At 61.4% G+C, this 22,118-nt stretch carries 17 protein-coding genes and 3 pseudogenes; 11 read left to right on the forward strand and 9 right to left on the reverse strand.

The annotated features are described in order from the left end of the window. Window positions 1-98 precede the first annotated feature (98 nt). The 3 genes from P3T21_RS32790 to P3T21_RS32800 are packed head-to-tail and all read left to right on the forward strand — an operon-like array spanning window position 99 to window position 3,533. The gene (locus P3T21_RS32790) at window positions 99-986 is read left to right on the forward strand and encodes an MBL fold metallo-hydrolase (RefSeq protein ID WP_429260095.1); all 888 of its coding nucleotides are present in this window, start codon (window positions 99-101) and stop codon (window positions 984-986) included. A gap of 39 nt (window positions 987-1,025) precedes the next feature. After that, window positions 1,026-2,693 (forward strand): TIGR01244 family sulfur transferase, encoded by a 1,668-nt coding sequence (locus P3T21_RS32795; RefSeq protein WP_429260096.1) that lies wholly within the window; start codon window positions 1,026-1,028, stop codon window positions 2,691-2,693. A gap of 33 nt (window positions 2,694-2,726) precedes the next feature. Beyond that, a complete protein-coding gene (locus P3T21_RS32800; RefSeq protein WP_429260097.1) occupies window positions 2,727-3,533 on the forward strand; it encodes a sulfite exporter TauE/SafE family protein in 807 nt (268 codons plus the stop codon). Window positions 3,534-3,593: 60 nt separating this feature from the next. Here P3T21_RS32800 and P3T21_RS32805 read toward each other — a convergent pair. Continuing rightward, window positions 3,594-3,914: pseudogene (locus P3T21_RS32805) on the reverse strand (MFS transporter); the annotation flags it as partial. Between the two features lie 138 nt (window positions 3,915-4,052). Between P3T21_RS32805 and P3T21_RS32810 the strand changes: the two are divergent. Continuing rightward, window positions 4,053-5,075 carry a YncE family protein gene (locus P3T21_RS32810; RefSeq protein WP_429260098.1) on the forward strand — a complete coding sequence of 341 codons (1,023 nt, stop codon included), beginning with the start codon at window positions 4,053-4,055 and terminating at the stop codon, window positions 5,073-5,075. 128 nt (window positions 5,076-5,203) lie between these two features. Here P3T21_RS32810 and P3T21_RS32815 read toward each other — a convergent pair whose 3' ends face one another. The 7 genes and pseudogenes from P3T21_RS32815 to P3T21_RS32845 form a co-directional block, all read right to left on the reverse strand. After that, window positions 5,204-6,703, reverse strand: coding sequence for a heavy metal sensor histidine kinase (locus tag P3T21_RS32815; protein ID WP_429260099.1), 1,500 nt, complete (start codon window positions 6,701-6,703; stop codon window positions 5,204-5,206). Continuing rightward, window positions 6,703-6,867 (reverse strand): annotated as a pseudogene (locus P3T21_RS32820) (winged helix-turn-helix domain-containing protein); the annotation flags it as partial. The pseudogene P3T21_RS32820 and the gene P3T21_RS32815, both read right to left, overlap by 1 nt. After that, entirely contained in the window at window positions 6,868-7,584 is a 717-nt protein-coding gene (locus P3T21_RS32825; protein ID WP_429260100.1) for a hypothetical protein, read from the reverse strand. It lies immediately after the preceding pseudogene. An 18-nt stretch (window positions 7,585-7,602) separates the two neighbouring features. Further along, the gene (locus P3T21_RS32830; RefSeq protein ID WP_429260101.1) at window positions 7,603-8,013 is read right to left on the reverse strand and encodes an ExbD/TolR family protein; all 411 of its coding nucleotides are present in this window, start codon (window positions 8,011-8,013) and stop codon (window positions 7,603-7,605) included. 31 nt (window positions 8,014-8,044) lie between these two features. Next, window positions 8,045-8,656, reverse strand: coding sequence for a MotA/TolQ/ExbB proton channel family protein (locus P3T21_RS32835; RefSeq protein ID WP_429260102.1), 612 nt, complete (start codon window positions 8,654-8,656; stop codon window positions 8,045-8,047). 105 nt (window positions 8,657-8,761) lie between these two features. Continuing rightward, on the reverse strand, window positions 8,762-9,808 hold the full coding sequence (locus P3T21_RS32840) for a YncE family protein (RefSeq protein ID WP_429260103.1): 1,047 nt from the start codon (window positions 9,806-9,808) through the stop codon (window positions 8,762-8,764). A 53-nt stretch (window positions 9,809-9,861) separates the two neighbouring features. Beyond that, entirely contained in the window at window positions 9,862-12,627 is a 2,766-nt protein-coding gene (locus P3T21_RS32845) for a TonB-dependent receptor (RefSeq protein ID WP_429260104.1), read from the reverse strand. Window positions 12,628-13,368: 741 nt separating this feature from the next. On the opposite strand from P3T21_RS32845, the gene P3T21_RS32850 reads away from it, so the two are divergent. The 4 genes and pseudogenes from P3T21_RS32850 (at window position 13,369) to P3T21_RS32865 (ending at window position 17,561) form a co-directional block, all read left to right on the forward strand. Further along, window positions 13,369-15,006, forward strand: coding sequence for a phospholipase C (locus tag P3T21_RS32850; protein ID WP_429260120.1), 1,638 nt, complete (start codon window positions 13,369-13,371; stop codon window positions 15,004-15,006). 50 nt (window positions 15,007-15,056) lie between these two features. Next, window positions 15,057-15,215, forward strand: a complete 159-nt coding sequence (locus P3T21_RS32855; RefSeq protein WP_429260105.1) for a hypothetical protein — start codon at window positions 15,057-15,059, stop codon at window positions 15,213-15,215. A 1,274-nt stretch (window positions 15,216-16,489) separates the two neighbouring features. Continuing rightward, window positions 16,490-16,600: pseudogene (locus P3T21_RS32860) on the forward strand (hypothetical protein); the annotation flags it as partial. A 55-nt stretch (window positions 16,601-16,655) separates the two neighbouring features. Beyond that, window positions 16,656-17,561: an amidohydrolase gene (locus P3T21_RS32865; protein WP_429260106.1), complete on the forward strand. Its 906-nt coding sequence runs from the start codon at window positions 16,656-16,658 to the stop codon at window positions 17,559-17,561. Between the two features lie 69 nt (window positions 17,562-17,630). Here P3T21_RS32865 and P3T21_RS32870 read toward each other — a convergent pair whose 3' ends face one another. Next, a complete protein-coding gene (locus P3T21_RS32870; protein ID WP_429260107.1) occupies window positions 17,631-18,431 on the reverse strand; it encodes a DeoR/GlpR family DNA-binding transcription regulator in 801 nt (266 codons plus the stop codon). A gap of 340 nt (window positions 18,432-18,771) precedes the next feature. On the opposite strand from P3T21_RS32870, the gene P3T21_RS32875 reads away from it, so the two are divergent. Genes P3T21_RS32875 through pdxA form a run of 3 tightly spaced genes read left to right on the forward strand, consistent with a single transcriptional unit; the run spans window position 18,772 to window position 22,105 of the window. Then, window positions 18,772-19,767 carry a 2-keto-3-deoxygluconate permease gene (locus tag P3T21_RS32875; protein ID WP_429260108.1) on the forward strand — a complete coding sequence of 332 codons (996 nt, stop codon included), beginning with the start codon at window positions 18,772-18,774 and terminating at the stop codon, window positions 19,765-19,767. Continuing rightward, entirely contained in the window at window positions 19,764-21,107 is a 1,344-nt protein-coding gene (locus tag P3T21_RS32880; protein WP_429260109.1) for a four-carbon acid sugar kinase family protein, read from the forward strand. Before P3T21_RS32875 ends, P3T21_RS32880 begins: the two co-directional genes overlap by 4 nt. Further along, window positions 21,104-22,105 carry a 4-hydroxythreonine-4-phosphate dehydrogenase PdxA gene (pdxA, locus tag P3T21_RS32885; RefSeq protein ID WP_429260110.1) on the forward strand — a complete coding sequence of 334 codons (1,002 nt, stop codon included), beginning with the start codon at window positions 21,104-21,106 and terminating at the stop codon, window positions 22,103-22,105. Before P3T21_RS32880 ends, pdxA begins: the two co-directional genes overlap by 4 nt. Window positions 22,106-22,118 lie beyond the last annotated feature (13 nt).

Raw genomic sequence — 22,118 nt, forward strand, 5'->3', positions numbered from 1 at the left:
TGTTATGTAACAGAAATCAAATAAGACTGCGATGGCACGGTTCTTGTGTTGATTGGCCGGCCTTGCCGCTTCGCAAGATCCATTCGTTTGAGGAGAGGATGTTGAATACCACGAGCCCCATGCTGGTCGAAGGTTTCTTCGACCCCGGTACCTGGACGATCAGCTACCTGTTGCTGGATGTCCGCACCGGCGACTGTGCACTGATCGACAGCGTCCTCGACTATGACCCGAAGTCAGGCCGTACCTCCACGACGACCGCCGACAAACTCGTCTCTCGCGTCCACGAGCTTGGCGTGAAGGTCCAGTGGCTTCTCGAAACCCACGTGCACGCCGACCATCTGTCCGCCGCGCCCTACCTCAAGGAAAGACTCGGCGGAACGATTGCGATCGGCGCGCAGGTAACGCACGTACAAGACGTGTTCGGCAAGCTTTTCAACGCCGGCTCGAGATTCGCGCACGATGGCAGCCAGTTCGATCACCTGCTCTCCGACGGCGAAACATTCGCCGTCGGAGCGTTGCAGGCGCGCGCCATCCATACCCCGGGCCATACGCCGGCCTGCGTGACCTTTGTGGTCAGCGACGGCGTGCAGACCGCAGCCTTTGTCGGGGACACCCTGTTCATGCCCGACTACGGCACCGCGCGCTGCGACTTTCCCGGCGGCGACGCCCGTACGCTCTACCGGTCAATCAACAAGGTGTTGAGCCTGCCGGCGGACACGAAGCTGTACATGTGCCACGACTACCAGCCCGGCGGGCGGCCTTTGCAGTTTGTCAGCACGGTAGCCGAGGAACGCGAACACAACGTCCATATACGCAACGGTATCAGCGAGGAATCCTTCGTTGCGATGCGCACCGCGCGCGACGCGACGCTCAACATGCCGGTGCTGATGCTGCCGTCGGTGCAGGTCAACATGCGCGCCGGACATATGCCCGATCCGGAAGATAACGGAGTGCCGTATCTCAAGATTCCCCTCAACGCAATCTGAGCCGGTGCACGTAGTTAGTAGAAGCAACAGGAGAAGTCGATGGACATCAAGAAACTGACGGCTGAACTGGCAGTATCACAACAGATTGCCGCATCCGACCTGCGTGCGATCGCGGACGCTGGCTTTCGCGCCGTCGTCTGCAATCGCCCCGACGGCGAAGGTTCCGACCAGCCCAACTTTAGCGAGATCGAGGCGGCGGCCCGTGAACAGGGTATCGAGACCCACTACCTGCCAATCGAGTCCGGCAAGGTCGGCGATGGCGAGGCTGCACAGTTCGGCGAACTGATGCAGGCACTGCCGAAGCCGGTGCTCGCCTATTGCCGCACCGGGATGCGTGCCGCGACGCTGTGGGCGCTGTCCGAAGCGCCCCGCCGGGCGTTGCCGGACATCGTCGCCGCTGCCAAGGCAGCAGGCTATGATCTGTCTGCGCTGGCGCGGCGTATTGCCAACGGCGGCAAGGTGCCCGTCGAAGTCGCCGTGGCCAGTCACGACATTGTGATCATCGGCGCAGGCGCCGCCGGCGTGGCGGCAGCCGCGAGCTTGCTCGCGCGCGACCGCAACGTCGACATCGCCATCATCGACCCCGCCGACGTCCACTATTACCAGCCAGGTTGGACCATGGTCGGAGCCGGTGTGTTCGATCCCGAGACCACCGCCCGCGAGATGGCCGCCGTGCTGCCGCGCAAGGTGCACTGGATCAAGGCCGCGGTGGCTGCGTTCGAGCCGGAAAAGAATTCGGTTGTTCTCGAAGGATGCCGGGTGGTGAGCTACAGGCAGCTCATCGTTTGTCCGGGACTGAAGCTGGACTGGCATGCTATCGACGGGTTGCCGGAAACCCTTGGCCAGAACGGCGTGACGTCCAACTATCGCTACGATCTTGCTCCCTATACCTGGCAGCTCGTGCGCGAGCTCAGGGGTGGCCGCGCGCTGTTCACCCAGCCGCCGATGCCGATCAAATGCGCCGGGGCGCCGCAAAAGGCGATGTATCTGTCCTCGGATCACTGGCGGCGTTCAGGCCGGCTCGAGCAGATAGATGTCCAGTTCTTCAATGCCGGGGCTGTGTTGTTCGGCGTGGCCGACTATGTCCCGGCATTGATGGAGTACGTCAGGCGTTACGACATCGCGCTGAACTTCGGTTTCAACCTGAGTGCGATAGACGGCCCCAGCAAGCGCGCGATATTCAGGCGCACACTCGAAAACGGCAGCGTGGAATCGGTGACCAGTGAGTTCGACATGATCCACGTGGTACCACCACAGAAGGCACCGGACTTCATCCGCGTCAGTTCGCTGGCCGATAAGGCGGGCTGGGTCGACGTCGACCAGGCGACGCTGCGCCACAAGACCTACTCAAACGTCTTCGCGCTCGGCGATGCCGCGAACACGCCAAATGCAAAAACCGCCGCCGCCGCGCGCAAGCAGGCACCAGTCGTCGCCCACAACGTGCTTGCCGCCCTCGGGAAGGTCCGGGGCGAGGCAGCATACGACGGTTATGGATCATGCCCGCTGACCGTCGAACGCGGCAAGATCGTGCTCGCGGAATTCCTCTATGGCGGGAAGGTCGCGCCGACGCTGCCGACCTGGCTGATTGACGGCAAGCACCCGTCGCGCCTCGCGTGGTTGCTGAAGGAGCGCATCCTGCCGCCGCTTTACTGGCAGGGGATGCTCAAGGGGCGCGAGTGGATGGCGCAGCCTGAACTCGTGGGCTAACGCAGTGGTGGCTCACAACCTGTCGGATTCCTCATGCTAACTTCACTTATCCTCGGCGCCATCGTTGGCGCGGTGCTCGGCCTGACCGGCGCGGGTGGCGGCATCCTCGCAGTTCCGGCACTGGTGGCCGGCATGGGCTGGCCGATGCAGCAGGCGACGCCGGTTGCGCTGGTTGCCGTGGCGGGCAGCGCTGCGATCGGCGCGCTTGAAGCATTCCGGCAGCGGCTCGTCCGTTACCGCGCTGCGCTGTTCATGGCCGCAGCGGGTGTGCCGCTGACCTCGCTCGGCGTGCGCCTTGCCCACGCGATGCCGCAACGCGTGCTATTGGCGCTGTTTGCCGCCGTCATGCTGGCGGTGGCCGGAAGGCTGTTATCACAGGCTTTGCGGCGCGGACGCCCGGACCGTGCGGACTCGCGGTTTTGCGTCGGCCACATCAATCCCGACACCGGGCGGCTGATCTGGTCGTGGACGACCGGGGCCGCACTTGCGGCGACCGGCGCGTTGACCGGGCTGATGACGGGACTGCTCGGGGTGGGCGGCGGCTTCATCATCGTGCCCATGCTGCGCAAGCTGACCAACGTGTCGATGCATGGGATCGTCGCCACGTCGCTGATGGTGATCGCTCTGGTCGGCAGCGGCGGTGTTGTCGCGACGGTCCTGCACGGCGCGCCGCCGCCGCTCGAGCTGACGCTCTGGTTCAGCCTGGCGACGGCCGCCGGCATGGTGACCGGGCGGCTGGTCTCACACCGTCTCTCCGCGCTGCATGTGCAGGTGGGTTTCGCGGGGGTGTTGATCTGCGTGGCGCTCGGGATGATGGCGAAGGCCGCGTTAGGCGGGTGACTCTCGTTGGCAACACTTTGGCGCAAGTCGCATAGACGAAGGCGCTCAGGTATTTGGCTAAACAGGCTGGATCGCACCAGCGCCGACACCTTGAATCAGTCGAAACGCGATCATTGCGGGCATGGACCGTGCAAAACCCGCGAGCACTGATCCCACCAGAAAGATGGCGATGCCAACGAGCATGGTGGGCTTACGACCGTACAGGTCGGCAAGCTTGCCGAATACGACGTTCATCGCGGTCTGCGTGAGTAGAAAGGAAGAGAAGACCCAGCTATAAAGGTGCAGGCCACCCAATTGCGTCACGATCTGCGGCATGGCTGTAGACACAAGGTGTCTGTGATACGCAGTGCGCGCATCACGGGCGGGACGTTTTCGTCGCGGGCGCGCTCAAGGGTTGCTTGCGAACGCTTGGGTAGCGGACCAATATTTCAAGTTGGTAATCCATTCGTCACCGTGTGGTTGGGAGCTGTGCGGTAGCGTGTCATTTTGAATTCCGCTCCCTACCTACCCGACAAAATGATGCCGATCACCGCCCGTCTACTTGCCCTTGCATGCCTCTGCTTTGCGTCGATATCCTTTGCAGCAAGACCTTCGGCCAGCCCCCTGGCGGTTCTCTCGACCACGCCGCTGCCAGACGTCACCGGCGGCGACTTCGACCACTTTGCGGTCGATCTAGCTCATTCCCGTCTGTACGTGTCAGCCGAGAACTATGGGTCCATTGAGGTTTTCAGATTGCCGGACGGCCAGCACCTTGCAAGTGTAAAGACGGTCGCGAGGGCTCCGCACAAGATAGTATTGGCGAACGACGGTAAGGAACTGCTTATAGCGGATGCGGGCGACGCGAACGTCAAGGTTGTCGACACGAAAACCTTCAAGGTCAAGAAAGTCGTTCCGCTCGAGCCGCAGCCGGATTCCGGCATCGGGGATCGACAGAGCGGCATTTTCTACGTCGGCAACGGAGGTGTGCAATCGCATAAGGGCAATGCCTACATCAGCTTGATTTCGCTTGCCGACGATTCCGTCGTCGGGAGAATCGATGTTCCTGCGGGACAACTGAAGGCGATGGTCATCGACCGTTCCACCCACCGCCTGTTCGTGAACATGCGCGAGAAAAACGAAATCGGCGTTATCGAACTGAATACCCGCAAATTGGCGAGTATCTGGCATGTTCCCGGTCCAAGCCTCAATTCGGCCATGGCATTCGATCCGAAAACCAGGCGCCTGTTCATCGGCTCTCGTAACCCCGGCAAGCTGTTCGTCATGGACGCAAGTAACGGCTCGGTCATACAGTCTCTCGATATCGTGGACATCTCGGACGACATGACGTTCGACGCGCTGCATCATCGCCTCTACGTGACTGGCGCCGGCGGCCTCGATGTCGTTAAACAGGTCGATTCGAACCATTACGCCATTGAACAGCATATCGACACTCTCGGTGGCAAGACCTCGATCTATGTTCCGTCGCTGCAGAGGTTGTACGTCGTTCACACGAAGAGCCCCCAGGCAGCGGAGGCCGGACTACAGGTGCTCAGCGTCCGCTGACACGGGCGACATGAGGTGTCGAAGGCAGCGAGGATTCGTCGGTAGTGGCCGTGCCGCGGCGCTGCATTTGAGGTTTCATGAAAGGCCCCCGTCAGAAGCTCGATACCAGCGTTCGCTCGGCGCCTTGCTCATCCCGAGGTACACAGCGAGGGCGCTGCGTGTCCGTGAAAATCCCCACCACACCGCAAAAACGTCAGGATGAAACGCGTACCGTTTGCGTCGCTTTTGGCGTGAACGGTGCCGCCATGCAGTTCCATGACCGTGCGAACGATCGCGAGCCCAAGTCCGGCCGATCCGCTGTAGCAGCCCGACCCCGGCGATTGCGGCGGATTGGTGCGCGACGGGTCGACCCGATAGAAGCGGTCGAAGATCCGCTCGAGATGTGTGGCATCGATGGGCGTCCCCTGGTTCGCGACGAGGACGCGCAGTTCGTCGTTTGCATCCTTGGCTTCGAGCACGATCTCGCCGCCGCGCGGCGTATAGCGCAATGCGTTGGCGAGCAGATTGCTGACCGCGCGCCGGAACAGTTCGATGTCGGCAATCAGCCGGCCGCCGCCGACCACCCGCACGATAACACCTGCGTCTTCGGCGGGGCCTTCGAAGTATTCGGCGATGCGCGTCAACTCCTGCCCGACGTTGAACACGCGCGTATTCTTGACGAACTGCGGATGCTCCGCGCGCGCGAGAAAGAGCACGTTTTCGATCATCCGAGACAGGCGGTCGCATTCCTCGAGGTTCGACTCGAGCAGCGTCTGATATTCGTCGCTCGATCGTGGCCGCGCGAGCGCGACCTCGGTCGCGCCACGCATATTGCCGAGCGGCGTGCGCATATCGTGGGCAAGATCTGCCGTGAACTGGGACAGATGCCGGAAGCCGCTGTCCAGCCGCGCGAGCATCGCGTTCAGCGAAGCCACTAGCGTCTCGAGTTCCTGCGGCACGGATTCGGCGGCAATCCGGGTATCCAGGCGGTCGACGGTCACCCGGCCCGCACTCGCCGCGATGTCGCGCAGCGGTCGCAACAAGGCGCGGATCAGCAGATAGCTCAAGACAAAGACCAGTAGCACACCCAAGGTGCCGGCGACGTGGAGGTTGTCACGATAGTGATCCAGCAGAAGCCGGCGGTCCCTCATGTTGCGCGCGACGAGCACGGTCGCTACTTCGCCGTCGCGCAACAGTACGTCCGCGACCACTCCGCGAATCGGCTCTCCGTTGCGGGCATGCCATTCGGCGATCGCCCCATCGGTGATGCGCTCCGACGCCGGGACTCGCTTGACGTTGGCGGCCGCGCTGCCGCGCGCTGTCGATGCTGCTGCAGCGCCGATCGTGTCCGCTGTGTTGTGTTCGATCAGGACCCGTCCACTGGAGTCTTTCATCTCCATCGCCATCGCCTGATTCCCGAGCACGATGCTGGACAGGCGATCGGCATGCTCGCGGATGCCAGCGATGGTGTCGATTTCCTGCGCGAGTCGTCGCGCGTGACGCGCGGCGAGCACGATATCGAGATCGTCCTGCGCCTTGACCTGACGATCGAGCGCAATATACACAAAGCTGCCCACCAGCACGAACACCGCGAGCGTCGTGCCGCCGAACGCGAGAGAGAGCATCGCGGTAAGCGAGCGGCCCCGCATCAGGTCGCGTCCTTCGACTCGAGCACGTAACCGGCCCTGCGTACAGAATAGATCAGCTTCACGGGATAATTGTCGTCAAGTTTTGTCCGCAGCCGTCGAGTGGCGACTTCGACCACGTTAGTGTCGCTGTCGAAGTTCATGTTCCAAACGCAGGACGCGATTTTCTAGTCCGTCTGGGTGAAATCAAAGGACTGTTCGACGACAACCGGATCGTTGCCGTCGACCTTGCATTGGTACTGAGTCATCGCGCGTCGTACCGACGCGTCAAAAACCCCCGGGGGCGTCGACTTGACGATGTCGACACGGACGATCTTGCCGCCTTTGATCGTGGCGCGCGCCGTTACTGCGCCGACAATTCCCTCAGCGAGCGCACGCGGCGGCATTTCCGGCTTGGCCTGGACGGGGCAAACGATTGCAATGTCGGCCGGCTCCGCAGGAGCAGCCGTCGTGCTGCCGGACGCCGCGGCTGTGGGGCCGGGCATGCTTGGCGCAGCCTGCGTATTGGAGGGCGCGTCCTGCGTTGCGACCGCGACCGGTGCGACGGTCGGCGAAGCAACGTGCCGTTGTGCTGGCGCGGCCGGTCGTGCAATGGGTCTGGGCGCCGGCACCTCCGATTGCTGCCTCACGATCTTCTTGATGACTGGCGGCGGTGGGGGGGGCGGAGGCGGTGTAACGGCTTTTACGAACCGCATTTGCATAACGGGCGTCGCGGGTGCTGGTGTAGGCGTCGGCACCCGCATCGACATCACGGCCGCTACTAGCGAGCCCTCGATCGCAAGCGCAGCGACAATCGCGATCGACATCGCGTTGCTGGTCCGTGGCCGTGACGTCTCGGTCGGCCACAGCGCGCCACGGGCTTTTCCGGGGATACTCATGTTCATTCTGATTGACTCCGGAGGCTAGTCCACATCGGTCGCGAGCGCGACTGAACTGATCCCCGCAGAGCGCACCAGATCCATGGTTTTGATGATAGTTTCATATTCGACCCCCTTGTCGCCTGCGATCGTGACATTGACCTGCTTTGTGGCCTCCATGTCCTTAAGGCGTGCTGTCAGTTGCGGCGCAGAGATGTCATTCCGGTCGAGGTGCAATTCTCCGTCCTTCTCCACGCCGACAGTCACGGTGACCGTGTCGAGCCGCGCAGCCGTGGACGATTGCGGCAATTCCAGTTTGAGGCCAGTGCCCTGGATCATCCTGAGCATGACCAGCATGAAGAAGACCAGCAGGAACATCATAATGTCGATCATCGGAATGATCTCGATCCGCGGTTTTTCGTCATTGCCAAAGTAGTGAGCCCGATGGTTCCTCACGGTGTTCTCCGGTATGTGGGGTGGTCGCGGTTCACGCGGCGAGCCGCGAGACGAGCATGGACTTGATCAGATCCATCTGCAGAAGAACCATCCGTACCCGCTTGTTCAGGTAGTTCAGCGCCACGACGCCCACGAGAGCGATCGTCAGGCCACAGGCAGTGGCGATCAGTGCGTGGGCAATGCCGCCGGACACAGCCATCGGGTCGCTGGTTCCCGACGCGCCCAGAATGTTGAACGAACCGATCATGCCGATGATGGTGCCCAGCAGGCCCAGCAACGGCCCGAGCGTCACAGCGGTATCCAGCACCCACAGATTGCGGTCGAGCTTTCTCATCTGGAACATGATGCTTTCTTCGACTTCGCGCTCGAAGTGTTCGGCCGGTTGGCCCTGCAATTCGATCGCGGACTTCATCAGTTCGCTTTGTACCGATCCCTGGTAATGGTGAATCAGTTTCTGGACGTCGTCGGCCCTTGCCCGGCCGACCTGCTTGAGGTCGTATTCCAGGCTGCTGCCTCTGCGTACGGAGGTGCTAAAGAAAATCAGGCGCTCGATGATGATGGTGAGCGCGGCCAGAAAGATCAGTGCCATCAAAGGCAACAAGCCGAATGACTGAACCGATGAATCGATAATGCTGCGAAGCATGGTGCTACCCTCTACGTTGTGTCTTGAATGTGTCACCTTCCGACGTTACCGGCGGTATCGCCGTTGCGATGCCGCCGGTGGCGCGGTTGAGGCAGTGGCTATACGTTAGTTGCCGGCGCCCTGCGGCTTGCGTTGTGCGACCAGTACGTTGAATGTGTCGGGCACGATGCTCGCATGCGGATGCGGATTGCCGGCCGTCGCAGCAGGGACCGAACCGAATTTCGAAGACACCAGGTATACGCGGTGAGTGTCGTCGTCGAGCGCCATCGACTTCGCGCCCACTTGTGTCGGCACGTTCTGCAGCACGGTGTAGTGATCCGCGTCGTCTTCATGCACCACGGTCAGCGTTCCATCCGCGCCGTTCGAACTGAACGCGGTTTTGAGCACCGGGTCGAAGGCGGCGGCATCTGGATGGCCGCCGATCGGCAACTGGGCCACCTGATGCCCCGAGCGAGCATCGATCACCATCATCCGGTTGTTGGCGCAGACGGTGAACAGCCGTTCGGCCTTCGTATCGATTGCCAGTCCGGACGGCCCTTCGCAAGGCGCGATCGACCAATGAGCGAGCACCTTGTTCGCTTTGCCGTCCATTGCCACGATCTCGCCCTTGTCTTCGACGTTGACGAAGATTCGACCGTCGTTGTCAACCGCGAGCGATTCAGGCTTGCCGCCAACAGGCATCGTAGCGACGACCTTGCGAGTGGCGGGGTCGATGGCGCTGACACTGTTGTCATGGCCATTGCTGACATAGAGGCGCTTCAAGTTGAGCGCATACATGATGCCGTCGGGGTCCGGTCCACCCGCTTTGATCGTGTCGACGGTTCGCAACGTGTCGAGGTCGACCACCGTAATGGTGTCGGCACGGCCGTTGGTGATGAAGCCGAGCTTCTGGTCCTGGACAAACGCGAAGCCATGCACGCCATCGGTGTTTTCGATCTCGCCGACCAGCCTGCCCGTGTCGGTATCAACGACCTGGACATGGCTGGCGCGGCTGATAAACAGGTGATGGCGAACCGGGTCATACCCAACGTAGTCCCAGCCGTCGGTGCCACCCAACGTATAGTGCTTCGCGACTTCGAACTGCGCGTGCTCGGCGACCGGGGCGGCGTGCAGCGCGCCGCACAACAACGTCGACGAAAGACCGACTGCCATTGCAGATTGCACAAATGTTTTAAGTTTCATTATTCTCAACCGTGTGAAGAAAGTTATTCGTTGATCGTCACGCCGACCATCACGGTCGGGCCGTAGAACTCGCGCTGGATCGGACGGTCCGGCGAGCCCTCGTAGAACTTCAACGGCGTGTTCAGGATGTTGCGCACATCGAGATAGATGCCCACATCTTTTCTGATCTGGTAGCTGCCGCCGAAGTCGAGCGAGAAGCGCGACGCGGTGTAGACGTCGGTTGCAGCAGAACTGCCCACTGCCCACAGGCTCTTGCCCACATAGGAGGCCGACAGGCGCATGTCCAACGGACCACGCTCGTAGAACACGCTGGCGTTATACGAATTGCGCGGACCGGATGGCAGCGTGTGGTCTTCACCCGGGCGAATGTCCAGGTGTGAATTGGTCCAGGTCCAGTTAGCGCCTGCGCCCAGGCCGCTCAGGAACCCCGGCAACTGCGTGAAGTGCTGCTCATAGTTGGCGGTGATACCGCGTACACGTGCCGATGAGATATTGGCAAAGCTTACGAGCTTGATGGGGCCCGAATACCCCGGGAGATAAGGCGAGCTGAAGACGGTGGATGTCTCGCCAACGACGTAGTCGGACATCGACTTGTCGAACGCGCCGAGCGATATAATTCCGCCATGCGGCAAATACTTCTCGAACTGAATATCGAAGTTCTGTGAAGTGGTCGGCTTCAGGTTCGGGTTGCCGGTGGTCACAATTCCCGTTCCCGGATCGGCCATGACCGACGCACTGCTCTGGGCAAAGCCCGGACGCGCGATCGTGCTCGAATAGATCGCGCGACCCACCAGCGTCGGCGTGAAATCGTAGCGCAACTGCAGCGACGGAAACAGGTTGAAGTAGTTGTTCGCCGTCCGGTTTGGCGTGACGGAGCTGCCGTTGACCAGATTGCCGCTGAACGCATCCTGCGTCCATTCGCCGCGCAGACCCGCCAGCACGCCCAGGCGTCCCCAGCCGAACTGATACTGGCCGTACATGCTGTAGATGTTCTCGTTGATAGCCGAGAACGCAGCGGCGTCCTTCAACGGGTTACCCGTTAGGTTGCCGTTGGCCGCAGCGGCGCCATAAATGCCGCTCATGACGCCATCGCTGATGGACGGCCCGATGTTGTACATGCCGTTGTAGAAAACGTTCGGCGCGCCGAACACCGCCTGCGACAGCGGGATTCCCGCGGCCGGCGAGTACGTGTAGTTGCTCTGCGCGCTGGCGAAGGTCATTCGGCGCAGGCCAGCGCCGAACTTGAACTGTTCGTCATCGGCACTCGTGAAGTGAGTCGGCAGCGTGTAGTTGACGTTGGCCGACCACTCATTGGTCTTGACATACTGCGACGAATTGACGATCTGGCCCAGCGTGTAGCCGGCGGGATTAGCCGGGTTCGGGCCGGACACGATCGATTGCGTCGCGTAGTCAGAGCCGGGGTAATACGTCACCGTGGCCGGCGCGCCGTTGTTGAACGTCGAATTCAGGTCATACGGTTTGTCGTAGGTTCCACTAGTGAAGCCGGCGCGATAATCGATCTTGCCCGGGCCGATCTTGTTTTCACCGCCCAGCGCAAAGAGTTGCGTTCGCAGCGTCTCCTTCTCGTCGCGCAACCCCTTCGCATAGGTCGCCGTATCCGTGAGCGTGCCGTTTGCATTCTGGACCGGATTGCCAGTGAAGTTGGTCTGGAGGTCTTGCCGGTTCACGTTCTCCGTATAGCCGAAGTTGTAGTAGCGGAAATACCACTTGTTGTCGGCGTTAGGCTGAAAGTCCAGTTCGCCGCCGTAGCCAAGGCGCTTGCGATGATAATTGTAGTAACGCGGGTCGGTTTGCGCGTAGGCCTTGTTCGGTACGCCAGCCGCATCGACATAGGCGTTTTCTTCGTCGTCGACGCCGCGGTGGTCCTGGTTGTAGGCAAAGGTACCGATGAAGGTGAACGGTGCGTCGGAATATGACGTGATGCCGGAACCGAGACCGGCAATGCCGTGCGCGCCGAAGCGCGCACCCGCTGTCACCTCGACGTCCTGAGTTGTGCTACCGCGCAGCGTCTCGACACCTGAACCGAGCTTGGCGTCCAAAAACGGCTTGCCCGAAGGGGGCAACGTGCGAGGCGAAATGTCGATCGTGCCGCCGAGCGCATCGGCATCCTGTTCGGGCGTGTTGGTGTCGGTCACGACGATCTTCCCGATCATGCCGGCCGGAATCGTATCGAGCGCGACCGCACGCCCCCCGTTCTGGGCCGAAGCCGGGTTGGTCGGCGGCAAATGGATGCCGCCGAAGGTGGTGCTGTTCAGGTTGGTGTCGAGGCCGCGGATGTTGACATAGCGGCCTTCGCCGGAGTCCGTCTCGAGCGACACGCCCGGCATACGCGCAACGGCTTCAGCGGCGCTCACGTCGGGGGCCTTGCGGATGTCGTCGGCGGTCCGGATGGTCACCATGTTCGGAGCGCTCTGCTGAGTCGCACGTGCGACGACGTTCGCGGTGCGCTGCGACGCGACGGTCACGTGGTCGAGCGAGGCAACGGGTGCGTCCACGATGAAGTCGTCGTTTGTGGTGTTGTCTGCGCGCGCCACTACAGTCCGTTCGACCGCGGATGAGCGACTGGGCGTGACGACCAGTGTGTATCTGCCCATCGGAAGTCCGGTGAAACGAAAGGCGCCGTCAGCCGAGGTGGTGGTACTTGTCCCCGTCTCGCGAATCTGAACTCGAGCGCCGGCAAGCGGACGCTTGTCCGCGCTTGCCAACACGTGACCCTGCAAAGTCGCCGTGTCCGCTGCATGTGCGACGGTCATAATTGTGCTACTCATCAATCCCACCAACAACCCTGCCATATGCCTGTGCGGCATGTTGATTCTCCATCAATCCGTTGCAAACATCCCGACTGGTTACCCACGTTCGTAGTGTCAGGACTGTGAAAATTTCGGCACCTTCTTGAAAATTGCGCCGTGTAAACAACTAGATAGGATGACTAAAAAAGGTCCAATCAGACTAACTAGCGCAGGTACTCATCGACGTTGATCGGATCGACATCATGAATCGCATGTCCGACGCGCTCACCTTCGACGCGGGAGACGTTTTACGGAACTACTGTGACGCGAGCGTGTCATCATGAACAATGAAAGTGGAAATGTAGTCGTCAAGCGACGACATACTTTTGCACCGATGTTTGCTGGCGAGATGTCCCTTAAAAACGGTGATTGGATGTCGTTTTGATGTGACTTCAACATGATATGCGCATAACGGTGTACGATATATATCGTCAAATGACGATCATAGATTGAGCCGACGGATGGTAACCGGGGGTTCGACGAAAGCTTAGGCGCCGCCGTGTTCTCATCACGCATATGCTTGCGAGAGGAAGGTGTGGATATGCATTTGTAGCGTGGGTCACACGTCATCTCAGTCACGCTGAGATGACGGCTCCGATGGAAGATGACGAACTCGTAATCGTCGCTTAACAGGCACGACACCGATGCAAGCGAGAATGGGCGTGTTCCGTTCGCAATGCGATGTATTGGGAAACACTTCAATAGGTAGACATAGACATGATGTTGGTTCGTCGGCAATTTCTCTTGGCAACTGCACTAGCGTTTTGCCTGTCTATCTCGCTCGCAGCGTATGGTGAAGCCGGCGTCACATCGAGCGTCGCAACTGCCTCGGTACCGCGGCCCCAGGATGGAGTGCAGACGGCTACCCCGATCAAACATCTTGTCGTGATATTTGGCGAGAACGTTTCGTTCGATCACTACTTTGGAACATATCCGAATGCGCTGAACCCGGCCGGTGAGCCGACCTTCAGCACATTGCCCAATACGCGACGGATCAACGGGCTACTGGACGGGCTACTCAGGTCCAATCCGAATTCGACGAACGCCGCCAACGGCTCCGGCGCTGCAGATCCATTCCGTCTCGATCGCTCGCAGGCGCTTACGGCGTCACAAGATCACGCCTACAAGCCGGAGCAATTGGCATTCGATAATGGCGCGATGGACCTGTTTCCGAAATACACCGGCCGCACCTCGGCAACCGGCGGCTCGAGTGCCTTGTACACAAAGGGGCTCGTGATGGGGTATTACGACGGCAACACCGTTACCGCGCTGTGGAACTATGCGCAACACTTCGCGCTAAACGACAATTCGTTCGACACGACGTTTGGCCCATCCACGCCTGGCGCGCTGAACCTGATCTCCGGGCAGACGAATGGGGCGACGGTGGCACCCACGAATACGAACAATCGGAACATCGTCAGCGACGGCGCCGGCGGCCTGACAGTCGTCGGTGACCTCGATCCGACGGGCGACGTCTGCTCCAAGGGCACGACAATCAGTATGCAGGGGAAGAATGTCGGCGACCTGCTGAACGCGAAGAATATCTCGTGGGGCTGGTTTGAAGGTGGCTTCGACCTCAGCGCGAAAAATGCGAACGGAACGACAGGCTGCGCGCGCAGCTCATATTCGCCGGTGGTGCAGGGCTATAAGGTCGACTACGTGCCGCACCATCAGCCGTTCCAGTATTACGCGTCCACCGCTAATCCGAAGCACGAGCGTCCCGCGTCCGTTGCGGCAATCGGCACCAGCAGCGACGGCGGCGCAAACCATCAATACGACATCGACGACTTCTACGCGGCGGTAAGCGCGGGGAATTTTCCTGCCGTCAGTTTTCTTAAGGCGCCGGCGTACCAGGATGCGCACGCGGGCAATTCGGACCCCCTCGATGAGCAGGCGTTCGTGACGAAGGTAATCAACTTTCTCCAGCAACAGGACGACTGGAAGAGCACGGCGGTCGTGCTCGCCTACGACGATTCGGACGGCTGGTATGACCATGTATCTCACGTCGTCAACGGATCGACAAGCACGCAGGACGCGCTCAACGGTCCGAATACTTGCGGCCGAGGCACGCCGCTCGATGGGCTAACAGGTGTACCGGTGCAGGGCCGTTGCGGGTATGGTCCGCGTCTCCCGCTGCTTGTGGTCTCGCCGTACGCGAAGGCAAACTACGTCGATCATACGCTGACCGACCAAACTTCTATTCTTCGCTTCATCGAAGACAACTGGCTGACCGAGGTGCGCGTTGGGCAAGGTTCATTCGATGTCATGGCCGGCGCAATTAATAACATGTTCGACTTCGGCTCGCATCAGAACTCCAAGTTGTTTCTTGACACAGTGACCGGCCAGCCACTGCGCTAGTCGATGGGTGCATTGATGGCGGTTGCAACGCAACTCGCCGTAGCGTCGCCATGCCGACTGCGAGCGCGAAAGCGTTGGGCGCGCATCTACGCCACCTGACGATTGTGCGCGCCACGCTCGACCAGGCGGTCCTTCACTCAGAGGCGCGTGGCGTCGATGAACTGGTTGCGTGGCCGCAGTCTTATCTCTCCATTTATCACGAGACTTAGCAGCACTATGAAAGTCTTGCGAAAACACCGGAAGAAGCGCGCTTGCAAAAGAGGTTGACGCGGGCGCCAGGCATTCGTCCAACGCGTGTCTTTCCCGACGATGCCCGACAGCAAGATCGTCACGCCTGCGGCAAGTTGGTTGCGCCCTAAAAACGTTTAGCCGCGGCTGATCCAACTCATGCTTATTGATTAGGAAAGCAAACTAATATCACGCATCGTCGCGAGCGGAAACGCTATCAACGACTAAAGCCAGGGAAAGCGCGATTTCTTTCTGCGCGTTGCTGTGGTGCTCGACTCCACACGAGTGAAGGCGTGCCCGGTGGCGAGTTTGGAGATGAAGGTAGCGAGGAAGTACATGAATGGAAGGTTCCGGTTCAAATATCTGGTCTATGTGAGAAGCGGCCTGTCGGTAAGTCACTTCATCGTGCAGTAAGGAGGGCATCTCAAGACGGCGGGCACCACGGTTTCCGTGAAGCCCAGTTCCACAAAGTCGAATTGTCCTTTGCGGATGCGGTGCGCCGGTTGACGTGCATGCAGCCGTCAGCAGTCAAAGATGAGGCTCGCTTCGCGACAGCCTGAGACGGACTTGGCTATGCCAGGTGGCAGGCGGCGCTGCTTTTTACGCCGTGACGATATATTCTATCAAAAACATAAGTCGTCATGTGAAGATGTATTTGTCAAATGATAGGCGCGGGAGAGTCGCGAAGGCCAAGCCAAAGGATGTTGCGGAATCCGGTCGCGGGGCCGGGGAAGCTCGGGCCCCGGTCAAACGGCCGGTGAAAAAGGCGCCACAGCGCTTGCCGCGTGCCGAGTGTCAGGCACGCGTGCTGGCCAAGGCTGCCGAATATTTCGGGGAGCACAGGCTGAACGCGCAAACCCGCGCGATTGAGTCGAGAAATTCATCTGATTAAATGGCTGGAAAGGTCCGATGAAACAGTGGGATGTGCTCAGCAGGTCTGCAGCCATCTGCAGGTTAAAAATTTTTTGAAAGAATTATATGTCGTCAGTTGACGATTTATTTTCTCGGAGATATCTTCGCTTCCCAAGAGGTAGCCGAATCAGCGGCTACGCCACGTGTGAACAGCGCCGCGCAGGCGGTCGGAGCGAACCATGAGTAAGGTCAATAGATTCGGGAACGATCGTCGTCGATTTCTACAGTGTCGGCGGGCGCGGGGCTCGCTGCTTCCGGTTTGATGGGTGGGATGTCACGGGCCTTCGCTGCCGACAGCGTGAATCTCCATACTTGGTCGGCCGGCGTCGATACGGTGAAGTGCATGCTCGTACCGTTTCAGAAGGAATCGGGGCTGAACGTCAACTACAACAACCTCCCGTTCGCACAGTATCGCGAGGCGATGGTGACGAAGTTCGTCGGGCAGGCGCCGATCGACGTGCTGTGGGTTTCCGACGACTGGCTGCCCGAGTGGGCCGACGCGGGCTGGCTTGCGTTCGCAACACCGCGGGAAAATGCACGCGTGTGGTCACGACGGTCACACCGCGATGCTGCTGGGCGCCGCTGCTTCGTTAAGCCGCGATACCGGTTGGCACGGTACGGTGCACGTGATCTTCCAGCCCGCCGAAGAGGTGGCGGGAGGCGGGCGCGTAATGGTCGAAGATGGACTCTTCGAGCGTTTCCCGTGTGACGCGGTATTCGGTCTGCACAACTGGCCCGGCTTGCCGCTCGGCCATTTCGCGATCAACCGTGGCCCGATGATGGCCTCGTTCGATACCTTCGAGATTCTGGTGGACGGCAAAGGCTTGCACGCCGCGATGCCGGAAGAGGGGATCGATGCGCTGGTTTGCGCGAGCCATGTTGTGATCGCGCTGCAGACTATCGTGAGCCGGCGCGTCTCGCCGAAAGAAGCATGCGTCGTTAGCGTCACGCAGGTTCATGGCGGCGAGGCCTGGAATGTGTTGCCCGACCGCGCCGTGATTCGCGGCACCGTACGCTGCTTCGATGCCAACGTGCAGGAGCGCGTACGGAGCTTGCTGGATGAAATCGGCACGCTGACCGCGGAGGCGCATGGCGCGAAAGCGACGCTGTCTTACCGCTACGGCTATCCGGCAACGATCAATGCGCCGGCCGAAGCCGACGTCGCGCTCGATGCGGCGCGTGCGACCGTCGGCGCGGCGAAGGTGACGTTGGGCTGTAAGCCGTCGATGGCCTCGGAAGACTTCGCGTTCATGGCACAGGCCAAGCCGGGTGCGTATGTCGGGATGGGCGTCGACGGGCCCAAGCCTGGCGCTCCGCTTCACAACCCGCACTACGACTTCAACGACGACGCATTGGCTACCGGTGCGTCGTATTGGGTGAACGTCGTGAAGGCGTTTGGCGCTGCGCGCGTGTGAAGCCTCGCGGCTGTCCTGTGCGACTGCGTGGTCTGTAAGGACCGCGCGGCGCCGCCCCCCTTAAGGACACTATGACTTCCCGTGAGGCAGAGGCTGGAGCGCCTGCTGCGACGCGGTTTCGATCGTCACTTCGCCGTGCAGCAGGAAAGTTGCCAATTCCGGCGCGCCCGGTTGAGCATCGGTCACCAGGGTCCAGTTGCGCTCGATTGGTGTCCAGTGCTGCTGGCTCGCGCGATCCAGTTTGTGCGACGTCACCAGCACGAAGATGTTGGCCGCCTGCCTGATGATGCATTCCTTCAGATAGGCCTGCTCGGCGGTCGCCTCACAGAGCCCACGGCCGGCGACTACGCCGTCCGCGCCCAGAAAGGCTTTGTCGACGGACAGGCGGTTCAACGCGATCTGCGCGAGCGGCCCGAGTGTGCTCATGCTCGAGGGCCGTAGGTCGCCGCCGATCAGTGTGACCGGCACGTCACTCGATGCAAGCAGGCCGATTGCCAGCAGGTTGTTGGTGACCACGCGAATGTCGCGGCGGCCGGCCAGCAGCCGGGCCAGTGCGGCGGTGGTGGTGCCGCCGTCGAGAAAGATGGTGTCGCCGTCCTGAACGTGGCTCACCGCGGCCTGCGCGATCGCATCCTTTTGCTCGCGGAAGCTTTCGCGCCGCAGATCGAGCGACTCCTCGGGTTCGTGAATCCCGACCGAGGCGGCCGCGCCCCCGTACGTGCGCACGATGAGCCGTTCGTCGGCGAGCGCGCGCAGGTCGCGACGCACGGTTGCTTCGGACATGCCGAAATGCTCGCACAGGGCGCCTACGTCGTTCATGCCGGACAGGACGGCCTTCAGCATCGCCTCGCGGCGGTTCGTAACTTTCATGGTGATAGAGGGTAAGGGGTCGTCCGAATGGTGCGCGCCATAGAAAGGAAAGGCGTCAACGGGCGTAAGTGTAATCAAACCAGTTGCCGGGGCAACGCCGCGGGCGGGGCGCGCCGCACCCGCGGCGTTGTCACGGTATGCAAGTGTTTTAGCCTATTTTTGATCGATTCGATCAATTTCAGTGCGCGTCCCGCCTGGAACGGCTTATTACGGCGAATTTATTAACCCCACGATTTGTTAGTGATCGGATTGCGCATAGTCGGTTCGTCACGTACACTCTGAATGATCGAAACAATCAATTAATATGATTGCATCGATCATTTTCAAACAGGAGACAATGATGGCCCAACTTCCTATCAAGCGCGCGATCGAACGCGTTCCGGGCGGGATGATGATCGTCCCGCTGCTGTTCGGCGCAATGATCGCCACCTTATTGCCGGACATGCCGAAGTTCTTCGGCTCGTTCACGAACGCGCTGTTTACCGGCGCGTTGCCGATTCTCGCCGTGTTCTATGTGTGCATGGGCTCGTCGATCGATGTGAAGGCGACGCCTTATCTGCTCAAGAAGGGCGGGGCGCTGTTCGCGGCGAAGGTTGGGTCGGCGATTCTGGTGGGTGTCGTACTGGGCCACTTTTTGGGTGAGCAGCCGGTTTCGTCCGGGCTGTTCGCGGGAATGTCGACGCTGGCGGTGGTCGCCGCGATGAACGACACGAACGGCGGCCTGTACATGGCGTTGATGGGTCAATATGGCAAGTCTGAAGACGTCGGCGCTTACACGATCATGTCGCTCGAATCCGGTCCGTTCCTTACGATGGTCACGCTCGGCGTGGCCGGGCTGTCGGCGTTTCCGTGGCAGACGCTGGTCGGCAGCATCCTGCCGCTCGCGGCCGGCATGCTGCTCGGCAATTTGGACCGTGAGATGCGCAGCTTTCTCGGCCGCGCTGTGCCTGTGATGATTCCGTTTTTCGCCTTGGCGCTGGGCGCGAGCCTCGATCTGCACAAAGTATGGCAGGCCGGCTTGCTCGGCATGGGTCTCGGCGTCGCGGTGGTGATCGTGACGGGCATCCCCCTCTATCTGACCGATCGCCTGACCGGCGGCACGGGTGTCGCAGGCGTGGCGGCAGCCAACACGGCAGGCAACGGAGCGGCTGTGCCGGCGCTGATTGCGGCGGCCAACCCGGTCTATGCAGAGGCCGCGAAAAGCGCGACCTTGCTGGTCGCCTCATGCGTTGTCGTGACTGCGATCGTGTCGCCGATCCTCACTGCGGCCGTCGCAAAGCGGGCCGGCAAGCGTGCCGACGCCAACCGCGCTGCTGCATTGGGGGCGACCCGGTGAGCAACACCAGCATTCTGATCATCGCCGACGACCTGTCCGGCGCCGCCGATTGCGCGATTGCGTTTGCGGGCGCGGGGCGCAGTACGGCGGTTACGCTGAATGCGTCGCGCGCGATGGGCGCGGCGGAGGTGATCGCAGTGGACACCGACACGCGCCGCATGCCCTCGGCCGAAGCAGCCCGCTGCACCAGCGCCGCGTGGCTGGCGCAGCGCGCGCCGGGGCGACGTCTGTACAAGAAAATCGATTCGACCTTGCGCGGCAACTGGGCCACGGAAGTGGCCGCGTTGCAGCCGCTCGCGGGCCTCGCCATCGTCGCCACGGCCTTTCCTGCAACCGGGCGCACCGTGCGTGAGGGCCGCGTATTCGTGCGCGGCGTGCCGCTCGAAAACACGGAAACGTGGAAGCTCGAACACGCCGTGCGTTCCGCAGACCTCAACGCCATGGTCGAGGCGGTCGGCTTGCGCACCGCACCGTTGGGTGTCGACGCGCTGCGTGGCAATCCCGCAGCGTTGCGCGATGCCATTTCCGCGGTGGCGAGCAGCGGCGCACAGGCGCTCATCGTCGATGCGGAAACGGATGCGGATTTGAGGGCCCTCGCGCAGGCGACGGCGTCGATGGGCGAAGGTCTGTTCTGGGTGGGCTCAGGCGGTCTGGCTCGCGAACTGGCGTCGCTGAGCGATCTGTTCGATGTTGCCGCGAAAGCAGCACAAGACGCGCCGCCGAAGTCGGAGCAGCAGAGAGGCGCGATCCTGATTCTGGTGGGCAGCCTGTCGGCCGTCTCGGAACAGCAATGCGCGATGCTGCGCGAGCGTGCGGGCGTTGGCGAGCTGATCGTGCCGCCGGTCGTGCTGCGTGCGGGTGAGCTTCATCTGGAGTGGGCAGCCTGGCAAGCGCGCGTCGGCGCACATCTGAGCGAGCACACCGATTTGCTGGTGCGAATTGGTCGCGACGATCTGTTCGATCCCGCCGAGGGCGCCCAATTGTCGGCAGCGCTCGCTTCGCTCGTCGCACCGTTTTTCACGCATCTGAGCGGCTTGATCGCGACTGGCGGCGAAACCGCGCGCGCGATGCTCGGTACAGCCGGTATCGACAGCCTGCAATTGCTTTCGGAAATCGAGCCGGGCGTGGCGGTGGGCCGCCCGCACGGCAACCCGCGGCTCACCATCGTCACCAAAGCCGGCGCCTTCGGCAGCGAGCACGCGCTGTATGGCGCCTACCTTCATCTGCGGCGCACACCGGAGTTCGCCGATAGCGAGTCCGGATCGACGCACCCGGGCGCCACAACGACATCTTCACCGGCTCGCGAAACGAACCAACGTCATTCAGGCAAAACATCATGAGCAACTATCTTCCAGTCATCGGCATCACGATGGGCGACGCAGCGGGCGTGGGTCCGGAAATCGTCGTCAAGAGCCTGACGCACGAGTCCGTCTACGGGCAGTGCCGCCCGCTTGTCATCGGCGATGCGGCGCGCCTTGAACAGGCCAACCGGATTGTCGGCGGCAGCACGAAAGTGCGCCGCATCGCGAAGCCGGCGGATGCGCAATATGAGCGGGGCACCATCGACTGCATCGACCTCGCGCTGATTCCCGCCGACTTGCCTTTCGGCGCGCTGTCGGCGCTCGCAGGCGACGCTGCGTATCAGTACATCGCGCGCGCCGTCGAACTCGCGAAGGCCGACGAGATCGATGCGATCTGCACGGCGCCGCTGAACAAGGAAGCGTTGCACGCCGGCGGTCACAGGTATCCTGGCCACACCGAAATGCTCGCGCACCTCACGGGCATCGAGGAGGTGTCGATGATGCTGGTCGCGCCGAAACTGCGCGTGATCCACGTGACCACCCACATCGGCATTATCGATGCGATCCGCAAGATCGAACCGGGCCTCGTGCAGCGCACGATCGAGCGAGGTCATGCGACGCTGGTGAAGGCGGGCATCGCCAATCCGCGCATCGCCGTGTGCGGCATCAACCCGCATGCCGGCGAAAACGGCCTGTTCGGTTATGGCGAGGAAGAGGAAAAGATCGTTCCAGCCGTGCAGGTCTTGCGTGAACGCGGCTGGGACATCGAGGGCCCGCTCCCTGCCGACACGCTGTTCTTCCGTGCGGGACGTGGCGACTTCGATCTGGTGGTGGCGATGTACCACGATCAGGGCCACGGTCCGGTCAAGGTGCTCGGCCTCGAAGCCGGCGTCAACGTGACGGTCGGCCTCGATGTGATCCGTACCTCGGTCGATCACGGCACGGCGTTCGATATTGCAGGCAAAGGCATCGCTGACGAACGCAGCCTGCTCGAAGCACTGCGTCAAGGCGCCGAACTCGCGACACGCCGCGCCTGACGCGGCTTGAAAT

It is taken from the genome of Paraburkholderia sp. GAS334 (assembly GCF_050436625.1).
GTDB lineage: Bacteria > Pseudomonadota > Gammaproteobacteria > Burkholderiales > Burkholderiaceae > Paraburkholderia.